Origin of the sequence: Pseudomonas sp. C9 (assembly GCF_002000165.1) — a bacterium.
Taxonomy (GTDB): domain Bacteria; phylum Pseudomonadota; class Gammaproteobacteria; order Pseudomonadales; family Pseudomonadaceae; genus Aquipseudomonas.
Genome location: NZ_MPAK01000001.1, coordinates 4,566,620 through 4,587,839, shown reverse-complemented (window position 1 = coordinate 4,587,839; position 21,220 = coordinate 4,566,620). Strand labels below are relative to the sequence as shown.

Sequence of the window (21,220 nt, the reverse complement as noted above, 5' to 3'; positions counted from 1 at the left end):
TCATAAGGACTCCGTATAAAAGGAGTCTTTATGACAACAACATAGTCGATATGACAAAGCCAGCAATATTGCAGGACTGACTGACAGGGGAGGTAATCGGGACGCGCAGGATGGGTTGGCGATGGTGGATGCCCGGTCGGCGAACATCCTGACGACCGGCAGCAAAAATCAATTGCCACCAAATATTACATACGTCATATTACCTACGTAATAAACACCCGTTTCCTACAGGTAAACCCCATGACCAGCATGCCCAGCCTTGAATCCGACCTTGCAGTCCCGGTGAGCACACCCAAGCCTCCCCTGCTCAAACGGTTGATCCTGCTGACGGCGGTTATTGCAGCCCTGGTGTTTGCCGGGCTGTATGCGAGTCACTGGTGGACGGCCGGTCGTTTCATCGAAGAAACCGACGATGCGTACATTGGCGGCGACGTCACGGTAATCGGCCCGAAAGTGGCCGGGTATATCGAAGAAGTGCTGGTCACCGACAACCAGCCAGTGAAGGCCGGCGATGTGCTGATTCGCCTCGATTCCCGCGACTATCGCGCTAATCTCGCCAAAGCCGAAGGCGCGGTTGCCGCCGAAGAAGCCCTGCTGGCCAATCTCGACGCCACTGAACAATTGCAGTACGCGGTCATCGGCCAGGCCCGCGCCGGAATCGAGGCCGCTGGTGCCGAAACCGCGCGCTCGCGGGATGACAATGCCCGCTACAAAAAACTGGTAAGCACCAACGCCGTCTCGGTCGAAAGTGCACAGCGCGCCGATGCCACCTTCAAGACCGCTCAGGCGCTCAGCTCGCGAGCCCAGGCCGAGTTGCTGGCGGCGCAGCGCCAGTTGAACGTGATCGAAACCCAGAAACAGCAAGCCCGCGCCGCACTGATGCAGGCACGGGCCGAACGGGACCTGGCGCAATTGAATGTCGGTTACACCGAACTGAAAGCCCCGGTGGATGGTGTGATCGGCAATCGCCGGGCGCGGGTCGGCGCGTATGCGCAGGCGGGTTCGCAATTACTCTCAGTGGTGCCTTCCAGTGGCTTGTGGGTGGACGCCAACTTCAAGGAAGATCAACTGGCGCGGATGATTCCGGGCCAACGCGTGATCATTCATGCCGACGTGCTGTCCGGGCAGGAATTCCACGGTCATCTGGGCAGCCTCGCGCCGGCCAGCGGTTCGCAGTTCAGCGTGCTGCCACCGGAAAACGCCACGGGCAACTTCACCAAGATCGTCCAGCGTGTACCGGTGCGTATCGTCCTCGATCCGGCCGACGGTGTGCTCGGCCACTTGCGCCCCGGCCTGTCCGTAACCGCTGAAGTCGACACCCGCAAAAGCGCTGAAACCCCAGACGTGGCCAGCGCACCATGAGCCGCGCCCTCGCCGTCCCGGCGCAACCGTTCAACCCGGCCAACATGGCGACGGCGACCAAGGTGTTCGCCTTCGCCAGCATGTGTATCGGCATGTTCATTGCGCTGCTGGACATTCAGATCGTTTCAGCCTCATTGCGTGACATCGGCGGCGGGCTCTCGGCCGGCACCGACGAAACGGCGTGGGTGCAGACCAGCTACCTGATTGCCGAAATCATCGTGATTCCGCTTTCAGGCTGGCTGTCGCGGGTGTTTTCCACCCGCTGGCTGTTCTGCGCTTCGGCGGTAGGTTTTACCCTGGCCAGCCTGTTGTGCGGCGCGGCCTGGAACATCCAGAGCATGATCGCCTTCCGCGCCCTGCAAGGCTTTATCGGCGGTTCGATGATCCCGCTGGTGTTCACCACGGCGTTCTTTTTCTTCACCGGCAAACAACGCGTCATTGCCGCCGCCACCATTGGCGCCGTGGCTTCGCTGGCGCCGACCCTGGGGCCGGTGATCGGCGGCTGGATTACCGATATTTCGTCCTGGCACTGGCTGTTCTACATCAACCTGGTGCCGGGGATTTTCGTTGCCGTGGCAGTGCCGATGCTGGTGAAAATCGACCAGCCAGAACTGTCGCTGCTCAAGGGCGCCGATTACCTCAGCATGGTGTTTATGGCGCTGTTTCTCGGCTGCCTGGAATACACCCTCGAAGAGGGCCCGCGCTGGAACTGGTTCAGCGACAGCACCATTCTTATCACCGCATGGATCAGCGGCCTCGCCGGCCTCGCTTTCATCGGCCGGACCTTGCACGTGGCCAACCCGATCGTCGATTTACGCGCCCTCAAGGACCGCAACTTCGCCCTCGGCTGCTTCTTTTCGTTCGTCACCGGCATCGGCCTGTTCGCCACCATTTACCTGACGCCGCTGTTTCTCGGACGGGTGCGTGGCTACAGCGCGCTGGACATTGGCCTGGCGGTTTTCTCCACCGGAGTGTTCCAGATCATGGCGATTCCGCTGTATGCCTTTCTGGCCAACCGCGTCGATCTGCGCTGGATCATGATGACCGGCCTTGGGTTGTTCGCGTTATCGATGTGGGATTTCAGCCCGATCACCCATGACTGGGGGGCCAGGGAATTGATGCTGCCGCAAGCATTGCGCGGGATTGCCCAGCAACTGGCGGTGCCGCCGGCCGTGACGTTGACCCTGGGTGGTCTGGCGCCAGCACGGCTCAAGCATGCGTCGGGGTTGTTCAATCTGATGCGCAACCTGGGAGGCGCCATCGGCATCGCCGCCTGCGCAACCATCCTCAACGACCGCACCAACCTGCATTTCACAAGGCTGGCGGAACACCTGAACAGCAGCAACGAAGCGCTCAACCAGTGGCTGTCACAGGTCGGCAACAACTTCACTGCCCTCGGCCAAAGCGGCGACACGGGCGTCACCGCCAGCCTGCATCAGCTATGGCTGTTGACCTACCGCGAAGCCCAGACACAAACCTATGGCGACGCGTTCTTGATGATCATGGTCTGCTTCATCATCGCCACGGCGATGGTGCCCTTGATGCGCAAGGTGCAACCACCGGCCGCGCCGTCAGCGGATGCTCACTGATCAGGCTTGAGGCATTTTGCGAAAGCCGATCGCCAGGCGGTTCCAGGCGTTGATGGTGGTGATGGCCACGGTCAGGTCGACCATTTCTTTCGGGCTGAACTCGGACACGGCCAGTTCATAGTCTTCATCTGGAGCGTGAGTCTGGCTCACCAGCGTCATGGACTCAGTCCAGGCCAGTGCCGCGCGTTCACGCGGGGTGAAGAACGGCGTTTCGCGCCAGGCCGACAACGTGAACAGACGGCGCTCGTCTTCCCCGCCCTTGCGGGCATCGGCGCTGTGCATGTCGAGACAGAAGGCGCAGCCGTTGATCTGCGAGGTCCGCAGCTTGACCAGTTCGATCAGGTTTTTTTCCAGCGGCAGCTTCGAAACAGCGGTCTCCAGGGCGATCATGGCTTTGAGCGCATCTGGGGAAGCGGTGTAGAAATCGATACGAGGTTTCATGGTGGACTCCAATAGCAAGTGGGCGTGGAGCTAAGTTAATCCCACCCGCCCTTCTGACAAATAGCCAATATTCCAGAAGTCGAGGAGGCCATTGGAGACCAATGAGAAATTAGCCGGGTCTGAAATTGCCATCCTCCGCAGTCCTCTAAGCCCTGTTACGCAGCCACTGCAAAAACCCCTTCCTCGCCACCACCTTCGGCACTTCCTGAGTCAACGTCTGCGCCTTGTTCAAGCGGAAATCCAGCAGCGCCTTCATCGACTCGCCGATGTCATGCCGCGCCTCCAGGCAGGGTTTGAGGTACTCCTTCTCGATCCGGTACAAGCTGCAGGCCGTTTTGGCGACGAAGTCTGCCGGCATCGCGGCATCCAGTAAAATCCCGCCCTCGCCGATCACCTCGCCCGGCCCCATGCGTCCCGGCTCGAACTTGACCCCGCCACGGCTCATCTCCACCGAAACCACCCCGGATTCGATGATGAACAAATGATCGCTGATCTCCCCCGCCGGCAGAATCATGTCCCCGGCACGAAAGTTTTGCAGGGTCATGTGCTGGCTGAAAGTCTCTTTCTCATCCTGGCGCAGGGTCGAAAAAATGTTCGAGCTGTCCAGCAAAGCGCGTGCCCGCGACAGGTTCGCCGGCGCATTGGGCTCAACGCTCGACAACAGGTTGATACCAGACGCCTGCAAATGCCGGTAGGCCAGGTCATACAGCAGATTGCGCACCATGCGCTTTTGATCCATCGAGACCACGAAACCACTGATTTCATATTCCACGCCCGCGGCGCTGGAGCCCTTGAGGGCTACGCACGGTGCCGGATGACTCAAAAAATAACGACAGCCCTGCATCGCTCGTTCCAGCGCGTCGATCACCGTTTGCGGGCGCGCGTGCGGGCTCAGTTGCAGGCTGATCGACACGCCGAAAATGTCGCTCGGCCGGCTGAAGTTGATGATCTTGGCCTTGGCCGCCAACGAGTTGGGGATCACCGCCATGCTGCCTTGGGCGGTTTGCATGCGCGTGGCGCGCCAGTCGATGTCAGTGACCCGGCCTTCGGTGCCGTCTATGGAGATCCAGTCATCCAGTAGATACGGTTTGGTGGTGTTGAGGACAATCCCGGAGAACACGTCGCTAAGGGTACTTTGCAAGGCCAGGCCGACGATGATCGCAACGGCGCCGGAGGTTGCCAGCACGCCTTTGACGGGCAGATCGAGCACGTACGCCAACGCCGCGATGATCGCGATCAGGAAGATCACCGCCCCGAGCAAGTCCTGAAGCAAGCGCCCGGTGTGTCCGACCCGTTGCATCATTACCGCACCGATCAGCACCGTCAGGGTCCGCGCGCCGAACAGCCACCAACCGATCTGCAAACCGGTGGCCGCCAGGTGCAACGGCACATTGTCGGGCCAGGGGGCTATCTCGAGTGGGTTCAAGCCTTCGTTGAACAGCAGAACGCTGAACAACGAGAAAATCACCAGCCGGACCAGCAGCTTCCAGTTGCTGCCGCTGGCGGTAATCAAACGCCACAGCCCAAGGTCTATCAGGATCAGGACCAGAGCGCAGACCAACGGATGATCGGTGAAAAAAGACAGCATCGAGCAACTCCATCAAGGACCGATGGCGCAAAGATCGCACACATTGGCCACAGTGTAGGAGTGTTTGATTCTGCAAGATGAATGCAATTTTCTAAACACCAAAAATCAATGTGGGAGCGGGCTTGCCCCCCTCCCACATTGAATAGGTGTTGCCGGATTTACTTGCTGTTGGTCAGCGCGTTGTAGCTGGTAAACAGGTTGCGGTAGTCCGGGATGTGGTTGGAGAACAAAGTGCCCAACCCTTCCACGTCATTGCGCCAGTCGCGATGCAGCTCACAGGCCAGGCCGAACCAGGTCATCAACTGCGCACCCGAGGCCGACATGCGGTCCCAGGCCGATTGCCGGGTCAGCTCGTTGAAGGTGCCGGAAGCGTCCGTCACCACGAACACCTCAAAGCCTTCGGCCAGCGCCGAGAGTGCCGGGAATGCCACGCAGACTTCGGTCACCACGCCGGCGATGATCAGTTGTTTCTTGCCGGTGGCCTTGATCGCCTTGACGAAGTCTTCGTTGTCCCAGGCGTTGATCTGGCCAGGACGGGCGATGTACGGCGCATCCGGAAACAGCGCCTTGAGCTCTGGCACCAGCGGGCCGTTGGGGCCGGTCTCGAAACTGGTGGTGAGGATGGTCGGCAGCTTGAAGTACTTGGCCAGGTCAGCCAGGGCCAGCACGTTGTTCTTGAAACGGTCCGGTTCGATGTCGCGCACCAGTGACAGCAGCCCCGCCTGGTGATCAACCAACAAAACGGCGGCGTTGTTCTTGTCGAGACGCTTGTAGGAAGTGGTCATTGCAATAGTCCTCGCGTGTTATCGATGCCGAGTGGAAATCGGCGTGGGGTTGCCGTTCAGCGCTGGGAGTCCAGCACTTCGTGTTCATTCGCCACTTGCTGAGCCTTGAGGTAGCTTTCGATCAGCAATTGATAATGCGGCATGGCCTGGGCGTAGACAGCGGCCCACTGCTCGGCATCCGGACGGTTCCACGAGCCTTGCAGCTCAGAGAGCGTAGCCATGATGTCGATCGGCACCACCCCGGCTTGCGTCAAACGGGCCACAGTCAGATCAGTGGCCAGTTTCGAGTGATTGCCCGAGGCATCGACCACGGCAAACACTTTGTAGCCTTCATGCACCGCCGCAATGGAAGGAAACGCCAGGCAAACACTGGTCAGCGTGCCGGCGATCACCAGGGTTTTCTTGCCGGTGGCTTTGACTGCTGCATGAAACTCGGCGTTGTCCCAGGCATTGATTTCACCTTTGCGTGCCACGTATTGGGCATGCGGTGCGGCTTCATGAATCTCGGGGATCAACGGTCCGTTCGGTCCTTGCGGGACGGAGGCGGTGGTGATCACCGGCATGTTCAACAGGGTCGCGGCCTTGGCCAGGGCAATCGCGTTGGCGCGCAATTGCGGTACATCCATGTCCTTGACGATCTGGAACAGTCCGCTCTGGTGGTCGATCAACAGCATGGCGCTGTCATTGGGGTCGATGGTCGGTTTCAGGCCGTTGAAGTTAGCCGCGTTGACGGTATTCATGTGCGTTTCCTCTTTCGTTTGGGCAACAGCCATCCCTGGCCTGAGAACCGGCCTACGCATCCTGTGTAGAGCGGGTTGTTGAGGCGCTACGGGTTAACCGTGCATCTGGCCGAAGCGACCGGACTGGAAGTCGGCGAACGCCTGGTGAATTTCTTGCTCGGTGTTCATCACGAACGGGCCGTGACCGACAATTGGCTCGTCGATCGGCTCACCGCTGAGCAACAGCACCACGGCGTCCTGGCTGGCTTGCAGCGTCAGCCTGTCACCCTTGCGATCGAACAGGGCCAACTGCCCTTCACGCACCGACTCCAGACCATTGACCTGAACCGTACCGCGCAACACCACCAATGCAGTGTTGCGACCTTCGTGCAGGTCCAGAGTCAGCAATTTGCCGCCATTAAGACGCAGGTCCCAGACATCAATCGGGGTGAACGTGCGCGCCGGGCCGGTGTAGCCATCGAACTCACCGGCAATCAGGCGCAGGCTGCCAGCCTTGTCCTTGAGCGGGATGCTCGGGATGTCGCCATCGAGAATCGTCTGGTAACCGGCGTCGGCCATTTTGTCCTTGGCCGGCAGGTTGACCCACAGCTGCACCATTTCCAGGGTGCCGCCGCGCTTGGCGAAACCTTCGGAGTGGAACTCCTCATGCAGGATCCCTGAGGCGGCGGTCATCCATTGCACGTCGCCAGGGCCGATCTTGCCACCGCTGCCAGTGGAGTCGCGGTGCTCCAGTTCGCCCTTATAAACGATAGTCACGGTTTCGAACCCTCGGTGCGGATGCTGACCAACGCCACGCCGCTCGGTGGTCGGGGTGAACTCTGCAGGGCCGGCATGATCCAGCAGCAGGAACGGGCTGATGTGCTTGCCCAGGTTGTCGTAGGAAAACAGCGTGCGAACCGGAAAACCGTCGCCGACCCAATGGGCACGTGGGCTGGTGTAGATACCGATGATGTTTTTCATGGTGTCTCCTGATGAGGTGAGTGAAGCCATGGACAAAGCTTAAAACCGCAACCATTAGTGCACTAGACTGCAAAAATCAGTCTTAGCGTTCTATCTGGAGAACGATGGTGGAAGACCTCAACACCCTCTACTACTTCACCCAAGTGGTGGAACACGGCGGTTTCGCCCCGGCCGGACGCGCGCTGGACATGCCTAAATCGAAGCTCAGCCGGCGAATTGCCGAGCTTGAAGAACGCCTCGGGGTCCGGCTGCTGCATCGCACCAGCCGACATTGTTCACTGACCGAAATCGGCCAGGCCTACTACCAGCGCTGCCTGGCCATGCGCGTGGAAGCGGAAAGCGCCGCCGAACTGATCGAGCGCAATCGCTCCGAACCCCAAGGCCTGGTGCGCATCAGTTGTCCGACGGCACTGCTCAACTCCTGGGTAGGGCCGATGTTGACGCGGTACATGCTCAAGTACCCGCGGGTGGAGCTCTTCATCGAAAGCACCAACCGAAGGGTCGACTTGATCCACGAAGGGTTTGATATCGCCTTGCGCGTGCGCTTTCCACCGCTGGAAAACACCGACATGGTGATGAAAGTGCTGGGCAACAGCACTCAATGCCTGGTGGGCAGCCCGAGCTTTGCCGAACGCCTGTCGTCACCCGCCTCCCCGGCTGATCTCAGCGGTTTGCCCAGCCTGCATTGGGGCGCGGCGCAGCGTGAATATCAGTGGGAATTGTTCGGTCCCGATGACGCCAGCGCGCTGATTCGGCATACGCCCCGCATGGTGACGGACGATCTGCTCGCGTTGCGTCACGCAGCCGTCGCGGGGATTGGCGTCGTGCACCTGCCCAGCGTGGTGGTACGTGATGACGTTGCGGCCGGCAAGCTGGTGGATCTGGTGCCGGGCTGGGCGCCAAAGTGCGGAATCATCCATGCAATCTTCCCGTCTCGCCGTGGGCTGCTGCCCTCGGTGCGGGCATTGATCGATTTTCTGGGCGAGGAATTCAATCACGCAGACATTGCCTGAATGACGCGACACGCGGGGCTGGCGGAGTTTTTATTTCGGACATAATATCGATCTGGATTACAACCATAATATCCGCCCCGTCCGAGGACACGATCATGCAAAGTCCCACCCGCGAAGCCACGCTCGCTCAATGGATCGCTCAGGAACAGGCCATGCGTGCCCGCCTCGCTGGCCCTGGCAGCCTGTCCATGGCTGATGTCAGCGCATTGTCGCCGACCGAATTCTTCGAAGGCATTGGCAGCGGTGAACTGCCCTCACCGCCGATTGGTGCGCTGATGGATTTCATCCCCATCGAATGGTCGGCCGGGCTGTTTATCTTTCAGGGCACACCGGACGCACGGCATTACAACCCGTTGGGCAGTGTGCATGGCGGGTATGCGGCGACGTTGCTGGATTCGTGCATGGGGTGTGCGATTCATACCCAGCTGAAGAAGGGCCAGGGCTATACGACGCTGGATCTGCGCATCAGCTATGTTCGTGCGCTGACGGGCGCCAGTGGACCGGTGCGGGCCGAGGGGAAAATTGTGCATCTGGGACGCTCCACGGCGTTGGCCGAAGGGCGCATTTATGATGTGGATGGACGGTTGTATGCCACGGGGTCGACGACTTGCATGATTCTTGAGGCGCGGGGGTAGGTTCCGCGGATTCATGACTTTCGGTAAACATTGCTTTGCCGCTCCAGCGGTTTTTCTCACGGATGCAGGCGCGGATACTCGTGCCCATTCCTACAGCAACCCCTGGAGTCATAGATGTCTATTCCCGCCTTCGGTCTCGGTACGTTTCGCCTGCAAGGCCAGGTGCTCATCGATTCGGTGAGCACAGGCCTGGCGCTGGGCTACCGGGTGATCGACACCGCGCAAATCTACGAAAACGAAGCCGAGGTCGGCGAGGCCATTGCCGCGAGTGGTATTGCCCGCGACGAACTGTTCATCACCAGCAAAATCTGGGTCGCCAACTTTGCCAAAGAGCGGTTGATCGACAGCCTCAAAGAGAGCCTGCGCAAACTGCAAACCGACTACCTGGACCTGACGCTGATCCACTGGCCGTCCCCGAAAAACCAGGTGCCGGTTGAAGAATTCATGGGGGCCCTGCTCGAAGCCAAACAACTGGGCCTGACCCGGCTGATCGGTGTCTCCAACTTCACCGTCGACCTGATGCAACAAGCCATCGCCGCCGTCGGTGCCGAACACATCGCCACCCACCAGATCGAGCTGCACCCGTACCTGCAAAACCGCAAGGTGGTCGAGTTCGCGCAAAGCCAGGGCATCCACATCACGTCGTACATGACCCTGGCTTATGGCGAAGTGCTCAAGGACCCCATCATCCAGCAGATTGCCGAACGCCGTCAGGCTAGCGCAGCGCAAGTCGCGCTGGCGTGGGCCATGCAGTCGGGTTACTCGGTGATCCCCTCCTCGACCAAACACGCGAACCTGCAAAGCAATTTGAAGGCCTGCACCTTGATCTTGAGCGAGGCCGACATGGCGTTGATCGCCGGTCTTGATCGCAACCAACGGCTGACCAACCCAAAAGGCATTGCACCGCATTGGGACTAAGCGTCAGTCGCGCTTAAGGTGCTGCCCAAGACTTTTCATGGCACGCTGCAACCGGTCGACCGCTTCATCGATCAGTGCCGCACAGCCTTCGGCGCAGGCTCGCTCCAGATCCTCGCAACACTCGATCAATCGCGCTGCGCGGACCATCCGCGCACTGCCCTTGATGCGGTGCGCCAACTCTTCAAGACGAAAGCGGTTGTCGCCAACGTGCGCTTGCAGCAACTCAATTCGGTCCTCACGGTTGGACTCGGCCAGTTCGCGCAACAATTGATTGATTAGGGTCCGGTCTTCACCGACGTATAGCTCCAGGCCGCTCAAGTCGATTTCGCTTGTTGGTGGCGCTTCAACCGGCTCAAGCGGTGCCGGCAATTCACCGGTAAATCGCGATGCCAGCCAGGCACTCAAATCCGCCAGCAGGATGGGTTTGAACAGGCAATCGTCCATGCCCGCTTCCAGGCATCGAACCTTTTCCTCAGGTTGCGCATTGGCGGTAAAGCCCAGTATCAGAGTCGGCAGCATGCCGTAGGCGCGCTCTTCATCACGAATCGCACCTGCCAGTTCATAACCGCTGAACCGGGGCATGTTGCAGTCGCTGATGACGACATCAAACGTCTGCGCGCGCCACTGTTCGAGCCCTTGCTCGCCATCCTCGGCTTCCAGGACATAGTGCCCCAGATAGCTCAGCTGACGCGTCAGCAACAAGCGATTGGCCGGATAGTCATCGACCACCAAAATCGTCAGGGGACGGGTGGAAACCGCCTGCCCAGTGTCCGCCACGTCACTGGCCGGCAAGGCTTTCAACACCACCAGCGACAGGCTGATTTCAGCCTCTGTGCCCCGTCCAAGGACGCTGCCAAGCACCAGCCGCCCACCCATCATTTCGCACAGGGTACGACTGATCACCAACCCCAGCCCGGAGCCCTTGCGGCCCGACTGCTGGTTGTTGCCAGCCTGGACGAACGGGTTGAACAAGCGCTGCAGATCAACCGCGCTGATGCCGATGCCGCTGTCTTCGATGTGTATGTTCACCGCCAGATGACCTGAAATCCCTGGTACCACCCGCAGTGTCAGGCTCACTTCACCTTCATCGGTAAATTTGACCGCGTTGCTCAAGAGGTTGGACAACACTTGCTTGAAACGCGTGGGGTCGATCAACACGTCACGGTCACTGCGTGCGTCCAGATCAACACGCCATACCAGGTCTTTCTCCCGGGCCAAGCCTTCGAACACCCGGCATACCGATGCCACCAGAGCCTGCAAATTGACACGTTCGGGGGTCAGGGATAAATGTCCGGATTCGATGCGGGCGATGTCCAGGATATCGCCGATCAATGCCAGTAGCTGCTGCGCGGCCGTGGACGCCACCTCCAGGGCGGAACGGTCCGCCACCCCTTCTTTCGCCCGCATTTCGGCCAATTCAAGCATGCCGATCAGGGCATTCATCGGCGTACGGATTTCGTGGCTCATGGTGGCCAGGAAGGTGGTTTTCGCACGATTGGCGTCGTCGGCGGCGTCCTTGGCGTCCTGCAATTGCTGTAACCATTGTTGGCGCTGGCGGATCTGCCGGCGCTGCCAGGCGATCCAGCTCAGGGCCAGCGTGAGCAATACAGCAGCAGCGGCAAACGCCCGCAAAATGGTGGGGCGATAACGCAGCCAATAGTTGTCATCCTCCACCACATCATTGCCCCAACGGAGGACCAGACCGTCCATTTCTTCAGGCGAAATGCTCAGCAACGCTTTGTTCAAAATCGAATGCAATTCCACGGCACCGCGATCGGAGGCCATGGCGATGCGCGCCGGTTCATCGCCCACGGTACTGCGGATGCGCAAACGTCCCGGGTAGTACCGGGCAATCAGGTAACGGGTCATGAATAATGAGCTGACGGCCGCGTCCGCCTGTCCGTTCATGACCAACTCCAGGCCTTGCGCCGGGTTGTCAACATCCACCGTCCGCACGCCCGGCACCTGCGCAAGAATGAACGCGCGCGCCGGGTGGCTGTGATAAATCGCCAGACGTTTACCGGTCAGCTCGCCCAGTGTCTTCGGGCTATCGGGGGTGTCGGCGCTGACCAGTGTGTACGGATTGGTCACATAGGGGCTGGTGAAATGCAGGTCTGCTACACCTTCAGTCGCCGGGATGATGGCGGGTATGAGGTCGATCTCGCCGGCCCTGAGTCGCTCGATCTGCTGGTCAAGAGAGCGGCCCCGCAGCACATTGAAATTCAATCCGCTGCGCTGGCTGATCAGTGTCAGCAATTGCGCGGTCAAGCCATTGAATTGCCCTTCGGCATTGAAGAATGTCAGCGGTGCAAAGTTCTCGACCACCCCGACTTTCACCTGTGGATGACGGTCCAGCCACTCCTGTTCGCCGGCGCTCAGATTGACCCGTGACTGCCCCAGCCTGTTAACCCTGCCGGCGCTCCAGCGCAGGTCGATGGTTGCGCGCTGATCCATGGGGATCGCTGCCAGCGCCTTGTCGATGATGTCCTTGAGCACCAGGTTGTCCCGCGCCAAAGCAAAGCCGAACGGGTTGGCGTCGAGACCGGACGGTCCCATCAGTTGAACGTTATTGAGGTAGTTATTGTTGATCAGGTAATTGGCGCTGATGAGGTCCCCGAGGTACACGTCATCTTGCCCATAGGCCACCGCTCCCAGCGCATCGAGCGCCGATGGATAACGCTGCAGGCTGGCCTTGGGATAAAACGTTTCAACGGTTTTCGCCGGCAGATAGTCATCGACCATGGCGATGCGTTTACCCGCCAGATCTTCGGGCATGCGCTCGTCCAGTCGGGTCACCAGCATGGGTTGATCTTCAGCGTAGGGGCTGGACAGGGTCAGTTCAGGGTCGGCCGCTTCGAAACTGTTCGAGGTCCCCAAAAGATCAAGCTCGCCGAATTTCAGGGCCTCCATGGCTGCTTCCCGCGTGGCATAACGCTGCACTTCAATCGGAACGCTCAGCAGTTGCGCGATCAGTTGAGCGTAATCGGCGGTGATGCCTTCCAGCTCATCCATGCTGCGCGTCACTTCGAAGGGCGGGTAGTCCGCGCCACTGACTCCGAGGCGCAAGACACGCTTGCTGCGCAGCCATTGCCGGTCCTTGTCATCCAGAGCGGCCTCGTAACCCTCCACGGTGGAACGCCCCAGCAATTGCAAGGACTTCGGCCCGTCCCCCCAGGCCGCCTGCGCCGGAGGCATCAGGCACAACATCAAGGCGCATAACAGGACACGCACGTTCTGGCACCCTCAGATCAATTGGTTGCGCTTGGCGAAATCACGTAGATGCACGGCCGCGTTTACGCCGAGTTTTTCGATCAACCGGATCTTGTAGGTGCTGACCGTCTTATGGCTCAAGTGCATCGCCGTGGCGATCTCCTTGTTTGGAGTTCCCCGGGCGAGGTACTGGAGGATGGTCAACTCGCGGTTGGAGAGATGATCGATCAATTGTTTTTCGCTGCGCTGCAGCGTGTTCATTGATCCGCTGGGCAGCTGCGTGAAATAGGTATATCCGGCCTTCAAGGCGTGTACGGCCTTGTGCAGTTGACTTAGCTCGTTGGTCTTGGCGACATAGGCCAAGGCGCCGGTACGCATGCAGCGCTCTTGAAAAAACAACGGTTCAAGCGACGTGAATACCAGCACCACACACGACAGGTTGCCGACCCGGATTCGCTCCAGCACATCCAGCCCGTTACCGCCGGGCATCACCAGATCCAGAATCACCAGATCAATGCTGTGCTCACGCAGTATCGACCACGCCTCGCCCGCGTTGGAGGCTTCTTGTATCTGTTTGAAACCTTCCTGCTCAAGTACCAGTTTGACTGCGGCGCGAACCACCGGATGATCGTCCACAATCAGCACTGACTTCATGGAAACTCCCTGTGCAAAAATCGACGATGACGCCACGAATGCCCGCTACAAAAGGCCGAATACACGCAGCAGGTGCGAGAAAACTCTTGCATGGCGGGCAGATGAAAACTACCTGTCATAAATGACAGTTCCGACGAATGGTCACCCCCGATCAACCGGCCTTTTGCTGACCGGCAGGCACCAACGAGTCGAGGGAGGACATCAATTGCTGGATGCACATCAGGTCGGGATACCCTGCGTGGCTCACATGAATCGTCTGTCGCCCGCGGGCAGGCATCGGCGCTGATGGCTCGCGTGGCACATTGAAGATCAGGGTATGACGAACCTGCGGGTTGTCGAGAAACAGACCTGGCAGGTCCAAGGCTCCCTGCGTAAGTGAAGCATTGATGACCACCAGATCGAATGGCAAACAGCCGTACTCGACCAGGCTCAGCAGTTCTTCAAGGTGTTGAACCGGTGCCACCCCGTAGTAACCGAGCTGATTGAACAGGCGTTCGATTTTCATTCGGTTAAAGTGTTGTTCGTCGGCGATCAGGATACGTAAAGCTTTGTTCTTCATGATAAAGCCTGCGTAGGCTGATGTATTCGTGAGGCGCAAAGACTACGGAAGACCCATAACGGTTGATGTAGGACTTTTCCTAAATGTCACGTCATTCAATCTGATGTAAACGTGAGCTCAATGCTCAGTCACGGGATCATCGCGTCGTTGCAGCCAGCATATGAAATCCTCACCGCTCATCGGCCGCGCATACCGGTCTGCCCTGCCCTGGCGTGCACCCCAGCGCCAGCAATTGCTGACGCTGGGCAACACAACGACAGGTACTACTGCCAGCCAAACCGCCGAATGTAGAACCCCTTCACAGCCTGTGTCAGCGCCATGTACGCCAACAGGATGACCGGCAGAAACACAAAGTACATCGAAGGCAGCGCCTGCAATTTGAAGTAATGCGCCAACGGCCCCATCGGCAGAAAAATGCCCACGGCCATGATGATCCCGGTCATCACCATCAATGGCATCGCTGCACGGCTTTGCAGGAACGGGATTTTCGGGGTACGGATCATGTGCACGATCAGCGTCTGGGTCAGCAGCCCGACCACGAACCAGCCGGACTGGAACAAGGTCTGGTGATCCGGGGTATTGGCGTCGAACACGTACCACATCAGCGCAAACGTGCTGATGTCGAAGATCGAGCTGATCGGCCCGAAGAACAACATGAAGCGCCCGACGTCCGCCGGTTGCCAGCGCTGGGGCTGCTTGAGCATTTCTTCATCGACGTTATCGAACGGGATGACAATCTGCGAAATGTCGTAGAGCAGATTTTGCACCAACAGGTGCATCGGCAGCATCGGCAGGAACGGGATGAACGCGCTGGCCACCAGCACCGAGAACACGTTGCCGAAGTTCGAACTGGCAGTCATCTTGATGTACTTGAGCATGTTGGCGAAGGTGCGGCGCCCTTCCAGCACGCCCTCCTCCAGCACCATCAGGCTTTTCTCCAGCAAGATAATGTCGGCGGCTTCCTTGGCGATGTCGACGGCGCTGTCCACCGAAATACCAATGTCGGCGGTACGCAGCGCCGGGGCGTCGTTGATGCCATCGCCCATGAAGCCGACCACATGGCCGTTCCCTTTGAGCAACCGGACAATACGCTCCTTGTGCGACGGCGTGAGTTTGGCGAAGACGTTGGTGGTCTCGACCGCCACGGACAATTGAGCGTCGCTCATGCGCTCAATGTCGTTGCCCATCAGCAGGCCTTGCTGCTCAAGACCGACTTCGCGACAGATTTTCGCGGTCACCAGCTCGTTGTCGCCGGTCAGCACTTTCACGGCCACGCCGTGAGCCGCCAGCGCTTTTAGAGCCGGTGCGGTGCTTTCCTTGGGAGGGTCGAGGAATGCCACGTAACCGATCAGCGTCAGCGCCTGTTCATCGGCCAGGCTGTAAGTGTCACGCCCTTCGATCATGGGACGCGCGGCCACGGCCACGACCCGCAGCCCTTCGGCGTTGAAGGCAGCAGTCACCTGACGGATCCGCGCCAGCAGTTCATCACTCAACGCTTCATCGACAACGCCGTGACGCACGCGCGTACACACCGCCAGCACTTCTTCTACCGCGCCCTTGCAGATCAGCAGATGCGCATGCTCGCGCTCGGCGACCACCACTGACATACGCCGGCGGGTGAAGTCGAACGGGATCTCGTCGATCTTGCGAAACGCCGTGCCGACCTTGAGCTCACGGTGGATTTCCACGTGTTCCAGCACGGCCACGTCCAGCAGATTTTTCAGACCGGTCTGGTAATAGCTGTTGAGGTAGGCCATTTCCAGCACGTCGTCGGAGTCGTTGCCCCAGACATCGACATTGCGCGCGAGGAAGATTTTGTCCTGGGTCAGGGTGCCAGTCTTGTCGGTGCACAGCACGTCCATGGCGCCGAAGTTCTGGATCGCATCCAGGCGTTTGACGATGACTTTTTTACGTGACAGGAATACCGCGCCCTTGGCCAGGGTCGAGGTGACGATCATTGGCAGCATTTCCGGGGTCAGGCCCACGGCAATCGACAGCGCGAACAGCAATGCTTCGGACCAGTCGCCTTTGGTGAAACCGTTGATGAACAGCACCAGCGGCGCCATCACGAACATGAAGCGGATCAGCAACCAACTGACTTTGTTGACCCCGGTCTGGAACGACGTCGGTGCGCGATCGGTGGCACCGACCCGTTGGGCCAAGGCACCGAAATAAGTGTTGTTGCCGGTGGCGAGAATCACCGCCATCGCCGTGCCGGACACTACGTTGGTGCCCATGAACAGGATGTTGTCGAGGTCCAGCGGATTGTAAGTGTCGCTGTCTTGCTGGCGGGGAAACTTCTCCACCGGCATCGATTCACCGGTCATCGCGGCCTGACTGACGAACAGGTCTTTGGCACTCAGAACCCGGCAATCGGCCGGGATCATGTCGCCGGCCGACAACACGATCAGGTCGCCCGGTACCAATTGTTTGATCGGCAACTCGGTGCGCAGTGCATCGCGACGCAGTACCGTCGCGGTGTTACTGACCATCGCTTTCAGCGCATCGGCGGCCTGGTTGGACTTGGCTTCCTGCCAGAACCGCAGCAAGGTCGAGAGCACCACCATGGAGAAAATCACAATGGCGGCTTTCATGTCTTCGGTCAGCCAGGAGATGACCGCGAGCAGCGTCAGCAACAGGTTGAACGGGTTTTTATAGCAGTGCCACAGGTGGGTCCACCAGGGCAGCGGCTGCTCATGCTCAACCTCGTTGAGGCCGAAACGCTCGCGCTGGGTGTCGGCTTCGAGTTCGCTCAAGCCATCGGTGTGCGTACCCAATTTTTCCAGCAGTTGACCGGTGTCGCTGTTGGCCGCGCTTACCAGGGTTTGCGCCAGCGCCGGCGGCACTTCACGGCTGACCGTGGTGTCGGTCAAGGATTCAAGCAATGCCAGGCGACGGAAGTGCCGGGCGATGTGGCGGGTGCGCAGGAATCCGGCGAAGAATTCCTTTAGCAGGGTCAGGTTCATGGCGTTGCCCCAGGGTCAGCCGGGAAACCTTCGAGCAGGCGTGTCGAGTCGCGGCGATGACGACAGGGCAGTCGCCATCACACGATAGTGTGTCGATGAGAGGACATCGGGAGCCGGGCCAGGACTGGCTCGACCGGGAGGCCGCTACTCGCTGTACGGCGAGACAACGGCACAAAAAAAGCTGCGCGTTAGCTTGCCGAGAAGGTGCCGGTTACTGAAACCGGCCGACTACTGTCACTCGAACACGTACCCACTGTGGGTCTCCGCTATTGATGAAAACGCGCGAAGCTTACGCCCCGATTTTTTCAGAGTAAACGAAGGAACGGCGTGAGACGGGGGAATCGCAGGGTTCTTCAGGAAGGGTTCAGCATTGAGGTTGGGGCGTGTTCTTCAGGGCTTATTCGTCGGAGCGCCGCCGGAGCAAGCGCCCGATTTTTTTGCAGGCTCAGGCGCTGGCGGCCAGGGCATGTCGGCGATGGTGAACATCGAGCTGGTCCTTGATCACGCGCAACACCTTGGCCTCTTGCTCATGAATAAAGAAGTGACCACCCGCCAGCATGTCCACGGAGAAACTGCCGTGGGTTTCCTTGCTCCAGCCGATCAACTGTTCAGTGGTGGCGCGGTCGGCCTTGCCACCCAGCACGTGCACCGGGCATTTAAGCAAGGGGCGCTGCTGCGGTTCGAAGCGTCCGCACAGCAAAAAGTCGGCGCGCAAGACCGGCAGCGTCAGGCTCATCAGCTCTTCGTTGGCCGACACCTCTTCGCGGGAGCCATTGAACGTGCGTAGTTGCTCGATCAACTCGGTATCGGTTTTCGCTTCGGCAAAACCGCGATCATAGTCAGCACGCATTGTCGGCGCGGCCGTGCCTGAAGCGAACAGCGCCACGGGCTCCGGACAGCCCAGCGAGCGCAACGCATGGGCCATTTCACAAGCCAGCAATGCCCCAAGGCTATGGCCGAACAGTGCATAAGGGGCTTTGAGCGTGGCTTTTTGTTCGTGTGCGAGTTGCAGCGCCAGCCGCCGCATGTCGGTGTGCAACGGCTCGCCAAACCGCGCGCCGCGGCCGGGCAGCTCCACCGGTTGCAGCGCCAGCCACTGCGGCAGTTTGCGCCGCCAGCGGCTGAAAACCATGGCGCTGGCGCCCGAATAGGGCAAGCACAGCAATGTCAGCTGGGTCACCGGGCTTTCCTCAAAAAATTAGTCTGTATAGAAGAACGGATGAAGCACACCTGGAATTAGGCGTACCGATAACCCTGTGGGAGATCCTTTGCTGCAGGGGCGCCTGCAACCGACAAAACCCGTAGGAACTTTCCCGTTTTACGCCGCCAATTGTAGGAATGAGACCTACCTACAAGGTACTTAAACATCCCCCAAAGGCATAACACCCTAATGCTGGCGGGCGCTGTAGTCTTGTAGCCGACAAAACCCAAACAATGAGCCCCGTCCTCCTCCGGCACAGCACATTCCTACACTCGGAAATACCTTGTTGCCAGTCGTTACATCGCCCCCTAACATCCAGCGTCAACGGGTACAGCGGAGCTGTCCAACAAAACCCGAATTCAAGGAACCAGAATGAACCAGCGCATCCACCGCAGCATTGACGCCCCCCTCCGGTCCGGCCTGAACCGCGATGAATTGTGGGAAGGTCCGGACAAGGGCCTGATCAAATGCTGGGAAATCGGCCGTCAACGCGCCACCCGCTTCCCCGAACTCGCCCGACGCAGCCTAGCCGGTGAACTGCCGGTGCTCGGCTGGAAGGGTGGCGTCAGTCGTAGCCTGAAAAAACTCGAAAAATACGGATCTCTCAAATACCTCGCCCAATGGCAAGGGTTGCGCGGGGAGGATCTGGATGTTGATTTGGGCAAAGAGCGGGCGTTGGCCTGCTCCAGGACCGGTATGGTGGTGACGTTTACACCGGATCGGTCGAAGTACTTTAATCAGGTGGCGGAAGTGGACGCTTAGGGAGAGGCACAGGGTCGACTTGCATCACGAGCTTCGTCCACTACTTGGCGGCCAATCGCCCCAACCTGACATCAGAGCATGACCGGCTCGGCTTGGGGACTGACGCTGAAACGCTCGCGATAAGCCTGCGGTGTCACCCCCATCGCTCGCAGAAAACTACGGCGCAGCGTCTCTTCGCTGCCAAACCCGCACTGCACCGCCACCCGCTTGATCGGCACGCAGGTGTCGCTGAGCAACCGCCGCGCCGTTTCGACCCGAATCAACTCAATGGCGCGTGCCGGGGTTTGGCCGGTGTCGGCGCGGTAGTGGCGCACGAAGCTGCGTTCGCTCATGCCCGCCTGCAATGCCAGGGTCGGGATGCCGAGGTCTTGGGTGAGGTTTTCACTGATCCAGGCGTGAAGCTCGTCGAAACGGTCACCGTGCTTCTGCAAAGACAAGGTCACGCTGAACTGTGACTGGCCGCCCGGACGCTTGAGGAACACCACCAGTTGCTGGGCGACTTCCAACGCGGTGTTGCGGCCCAGGTCCTCTTCGACCATGGCCAGCGCCAGGTCGATGCCAGCCGTGACGCCCGCCGAGGTCCAGACCGGGCCGTCATTGATGAAAATCGGATTGGGCTCGACTTGAAGGCGTGGATGTTTTTGCGCCAACTGCTCGCAACGCGTCCAGTGCGTGACCACTCGACGACCATCGAGCCAGCCGCTGGCCGCCAACAAGAAGGCCCCGGTACACACCGACGAGATTCGCCGACAACCCGACGCATGCTCACGCACCCAGGCCACCAGCGACGCGTCTTCCGCCGCCGCATAAACACCCCAGCCACCGGCAATGATCAGCGTGTCACTGCCATTTTCGGGTAACGGTTCAGCCAACAACGCCAACCCCGACGACGACATCACCGCCCCGCCGCCGCTGACAATCACCGAGGGTGCATACGGCGGTGGCAGCCCTTTCTGACGGCAGATGTCGTTGGCCGAGGCAAACACTTGCAACGGCCCGGTGACGTCGAGCAGTTGCACATTGGCAAACGCGAGCACGTGAATGGATTTCGGCATGGTTGGCGTAATTCGTGGGGTTATTGGCGGATACGCCAAATCCTACGAGCCTACAGTGAAGACGTCCACCCACTTCAGGAGAAATAAGCCATGACGTTGCAGATCGGTTTTCTGTTGTTTCCCCAGGTTCAGCAACTCGACCTGACCGGCCCTTACGATGTGTTGGCCTCATTGCCGGACGTGAAGGTGCATTTGATCTGGAAGGACCTGGTGCCGGTGACCGCGAGCACCGGCCTGATGCTCAAACCGACCACGACGTTCGACGATTGCCCGGCGCTGGACGTGATTTGCGTTCCCGGCGGCAGCGGCGTCGGGCCGTTGATGGAGGATGAGCAAACCCTGTCTTTCCTCAAGGCTCAAGCCGTCAACGCGCGGTATATCACGTCGGTCTGCACCGGGGCGCTGGTGCTCGGCGCAGCGGGTTTACTCCAGGGCAAACGGGCGACCACGCACTGGGCCTATCACGAATTGCTCAAGCCGCTGGGCGCGATCCCGGTCAAGGACCGGGTGGTGCGCGACGGCAATCTGCTGACCGGTGGCGGGATCACCGCGGGGATCGATTTTGCCCTGACCCTGGCGGCAGAGTTGTTCGACAAGGACACGGCGCAACTGCTGCAGTTGCAGCTTGAATATGCCCCGGCACCGCCGTTCCAGTCGGGCAGCCCTGACACCGCGCCGCAGAGTGTTCTGGCTGAAGCGCATCGCCGTGCCGCCGCCTCGATTGAGCAACGGGCACTGATCACCCAACGGGCAGCGGCCAGGCTCTAAGCACTGCCAGACTT

18 protein-coding genes are annotated in these 21,220 nt (G+C 59.7%); 7 read left to right on the top strand and 11 right to left on the bottom strand.

What is annotated here, in order from left to right:
• The first annotated feature begins 240 nt into the window (after positions 1-240).
• Both BMS17_RS21470 and BMS17_RS21465 read left to right on the top strand, forming a co-directional pair.
• Entirely contained in the window at positions 241-1,362 is a 1,122-nt protein-coding gene (locus BMS17_RS21470; protein ID WP_077431696.1) for an HlyD family secretion protein, read from the top strand.
• Positions 1,359-2,951 (top strand): DHA2 family efflux MFS transporter permease subunit, encoded by a 1,593-nt coding sequence (locus tag BMS17_RS21465; RefSeq protein WP_046032652.1) that lies wholly within the window; start codon positions 1,359-1,361, stop codon positions 2,949-2,951. Before BMS17_RS21470 ends, BMS17_RS21465 begins: the two co-directional genes overlap by 4 nt.
• Here BMS17_RS21465 and BMS17_RS21460 read toward each other — a convergent pair whose 3' ends face one another.
• From BMS17_RS21460 to BMS17_RS21440, 5 genes are all read right to left on the bottom strand, one after another.
• On the bottom strand, positions 2,952-3,392 hold the full coding sequence (locus tag BMS17_RS21460) for a carboxymuconolactone decarboxylase family protein (protein ID WP_046032651.1): 441 nt from the start codon (positions 3,390-3,392) through the stop codon (positions 2,952-2,954).
• 145 nt (positions 3,393-3,537) lie between these two features.
• Entirely contained in the window at positions 3,538-4,980 is a 1,443-nt protein-coding gene (locus BMS17_RS21455) for a mechanosensitive ion channel family protein (protein WP_077431695.1), read from the bottom strand.
• A gap of 158 nt (positions 4,981-5,138) precedes the next feature.
• Positions 5,139-5,765 (bottom strand): isochorismate family cysteine hydrolase YcaC, encoded by a 627-nt coding sequence (ycaC, locus tag BMS17_RS21450; protein ID WP_046032649.1) that lies wholly within the window; start codon positions 5,763-5,765, stop codon positions 5,139-5,141.
• 56 nt (positions 5,766-5,821) lie between these two features.
• Positions 5,822-6,505, bottom strand: a complete 684-nt coding sequence (locus tag BMS17_RS21445) for an isochorismatase family protein (RefSeq protein WP_046032648.1) — start codon at positions 6,503-6,505, stop codon at positions 5,822-5,824.
• Positions 6,506-6,598: 93 nt separating this feature from the next.
• Positions 6,599-7,465 (bottom strand): pirin family protein, encoded by an 867-nt coding sequence (locus tag BMS17_RS21440; protein WP_077431694.1) that lies wholly within the window; start codon positions 7,463-7,465, stop codon positions 6,599-6,601.
• A 104-nt stretch (positions 7,466-7,569) separates the two neighbouring features.
• On the opposite strand from BMS17_RS21440, the gene BMS17_RS21435 reads away from it, so the two are divergent.
• The 3 genes from BMS17_RS21435 to dkgB all read left to right on the top strand — a co-directional run bounded on the left by BMS17_RS21435 (position 7,570) and on the right by dkgB (position 10,031).
• Positions 7,570-8,478 (top strand): LysR family transcriptional regulator, encoded by a 909-nt coding sequence (locus BMS17_RS21435; RefSeq protein ID WP_175648983.1) that lies wholly within the window; start codon positions 7,570-7,572, stop codon positions 8,476-8,478.
• 95 nt (positions 8,479-8,573) lie between these two features.
• Positions 8,574-9,113, top strand: coding sequence for a PaaI family thioesterase (locus tag BMS17_RS21430; RefSeq protein WP_046032646.1), 540 nt, complete (start codon positions 8,574-8,576; stop codon positions 9,111-9,113).
• Between the two features lie 114 nt (positions 9,114-9,227).
• Positions 9,228-10,031 carry a 2,5-didehydrogluconate reductase DkgB gene (gene dkgB, locus BMS17_RS21425; RefSeq protein ID WP_077431693.1) on the top strand — a complete coding sequence of 268 codons (804 nt, stop codon included), beginning with the start codon at positions 9,228-9,230 and terminating at the stop codon, positions 10,029-10,031.
• Positions 10,032-10,034: 3 nt separating this feature from the next.
• Here the strand turns inward: dkgB and BMS17_RS21420 are convergent, their stop codons facing one another.
• The 5 genes from BMS17_RS21420 to BMS17_RS21400 form a co-directional block, all read right to left on the bottom strand.
• Complete coding sequence (locus tag BMS17_RS21420; protein WP_256577203.1) at positions 10,035-13,262, bottom strand: transporter substrate-binding domain-containing protein; 3,228 nt, start codon at positions 13,260-13,262, stop codon at positions 10,035-10,037.
• 12 nt (positions 13,263-13,274) lie between these two features.
• On the bottom strand, positions 13,275-13,895 hold the full coding sequence (locus tag BMS17_RS21415; RefSeq protein ID WP_046032643.1) for a response regulator transcription factor: 621 nt from the start codon (positions 13,893-13,895) through the stop codon (positions 13,275-13,277).
• 151 nt (positions 13,896-14,046) lie between these two features.
• Positions 14,047-14,454, bottom strand: a complete 408-nt coding sequence (locus BMS17_RS21410; protein WP_046032642.1) for a chemotaxis protein CheY — start codon at positions 14,452-14,454, stop codon at positions 14,047-14,049.
• Between the two features lie 263 nt (positions 14,455-14,717).
• Positions 14,718-17,420, bottom strand: coding sequence for a magnesium-translocating P-type ATPase (gene mgtA, locus BMS17_RS21405; protein ID WP_046032641.1), 2,703 nt, complete (start codon positions 17,418-17,420; stop codon positions 14,718-14,720).
• A gap of 445 nt (positions 17,421-17,865) precedes the next feature.
• Positions 17,866-18,600 (bottom strand): thioesterase II family protein, encoded by a 735-nt coding sequence (locus BMS17_RS21400; protein ID WP_046032640.1) that lies wholly within the window; start codon positions 18,598-18,600, stop codon positions 17,866-17,868.
• Positions 18,601-18,993: 393 nt separating this feature from the next.
• Between BMS17_RS21400 and BMS17_RS21395 the strand changes: the two genes are divergently transcribed.
• Positions 18,994-19,383, top strand: a complete 390-nt coding sequence (locus tag BMS17_RS21395; RefSeq protein WP_046032639.1) for a hypothetical protein — start codon at positions 18,994-18,996, stop codon at positions 19,381-19,383.
• Between the two features lie 71 nt (positions 19,384-19,454).
• On the opposite strand, the gene BMS17_RS21390 is transcribed toward BMS17_RS21395, so the two are convergent.
• Entirely contained in the window at positions 19,455-20,438 is a 984-nt protein-coding gene (locus tag BMS17_RS21390; RefSeq protein ID WP_077431691.1) for a GlxA family transcriptional regulator, read from the bottom strand.
• Positions 20,439-20,528: 90 nt separating this feature from the next.
• On the opposite strand from BMS17_RS21390, the gene inhA reads away from it, so the two are divergent.
• A complete protein-coding gene (gene inhA / locus BMS17_RS21385) occupies positions 20,529-21,206 on the top strand; it encodes an isonitrile hydratase (protein WP_077431690.1) in 678 nt (225 codons plus the stop codon).
• Positions 21,207-21,220: the final 14 nt, after the last annotated feature.

Coding starts and splice junctions, on each gene's coding strand:
- ycaC (WP_046032649.1), bottom strand. CDS start 5,765: ATGACCACTTCCTACAAGCGTCTCGACAAGAACAACGCCGCCGTTTTG.
- BMS17_RS21390 (WP_077431691.1), bottom strand. CDS start 20,438: ATGCCGAAATCCATTCACGTGCTCGCGTTTGCCAATGTGCAACTGCTC.
- BMS17_RS21470 (WP_077431696.1), top strand. CDS start 241: ATGACCAGCATGCCCAGCCTTGAATCCGACCTTGCAGTCCCGGTGAGC.
- BMS17_RS21455 (WP_077431695.1), bottom strand. CDS start 4,980: ATGCTGTCTTTTTTCACCGATCATCCGTTGGTCTGCGCTCTGGTCCTG.
- mgtA (WP_046032641.1), bottom strand. CDS start 17,420: ATGAACCTGACCCTGCTAAAGGAATTCTTCGCCGGATTCCTGCGCACC.
- BMS17_RS21435 (WP_175648983.1), top strand. CDS start 7,570: ATGGTGGAAGACCTCAACACCCTCTACTACTTCACCCAAGTGGTGGAA.
- BMS17_RS21415 (WP_046032643.1), bottom strand. CDS start 13,895: ATGAAGTCAGTGCTGATTGTGGACGATCATCCGGTGGTTCGCGCCGCA.
- BMS17_RS21465 (WP_046032652.1), top strand. CDS start 1,359: ATGAGCCGCGCCCTCGCCGTCCCGGCGCAACCGTTCAACCCGGCCAAC.
- BMS17_RS21460 (WP_046032651.1), bottom strand. CDS start 3,392: ATGAAACCTCGTATCGATTTCTACACCGCTTCCCCAGATGCGCTCAAA.
- dkgB (WP_077431693.1), top strand. CDS start 9,228: ATGTCTATTCCCGCCTTCGGTCTCGGTACGTTTCGCCTGCAAGGCCAG.
- BMS17_RS21430 (WP_046032646.1), top strand. CDS start 8,574: ATGCAAAGTCCCACCCGCGAAGCCACGCTCGCTCAATGGATCGCTCAG.
- BMS17_RS21410 (WP_046032642.1), bottom strand. CDS start 14,454: ATGAAGAACAAAGCTTTACGTATCCTGATCGCCGACGAACAACACTTT.
- BMS17_RS21445 (WP_046032648.1), bottom strand. CDS start 6,505: ATGAATACCGTCAACGCGGCTAACTTCAACGGCCTGAAACCGACCATC.
- BMS17_RS21440 (WP_077431694.1), bottom strand. CDS start 7,465: ATGAAAAACATCATCGGTATCTACACCAGCCCACGTGCCCATTGGGTC.
- inhA (WP_077431690.1), top strand. CDS start 20,529: ATGACGTTGCAGATCGGTTTTCTGTTGTTTCCCCAGGTTCAGCAACTC.
- BMS17_RS21395 (WP_046032639.1), top strand. CDS start 18,994: ATGAACCAGCGCATCCACCGCAGCATTGACGCCCCCCTCCGGTCCGGC.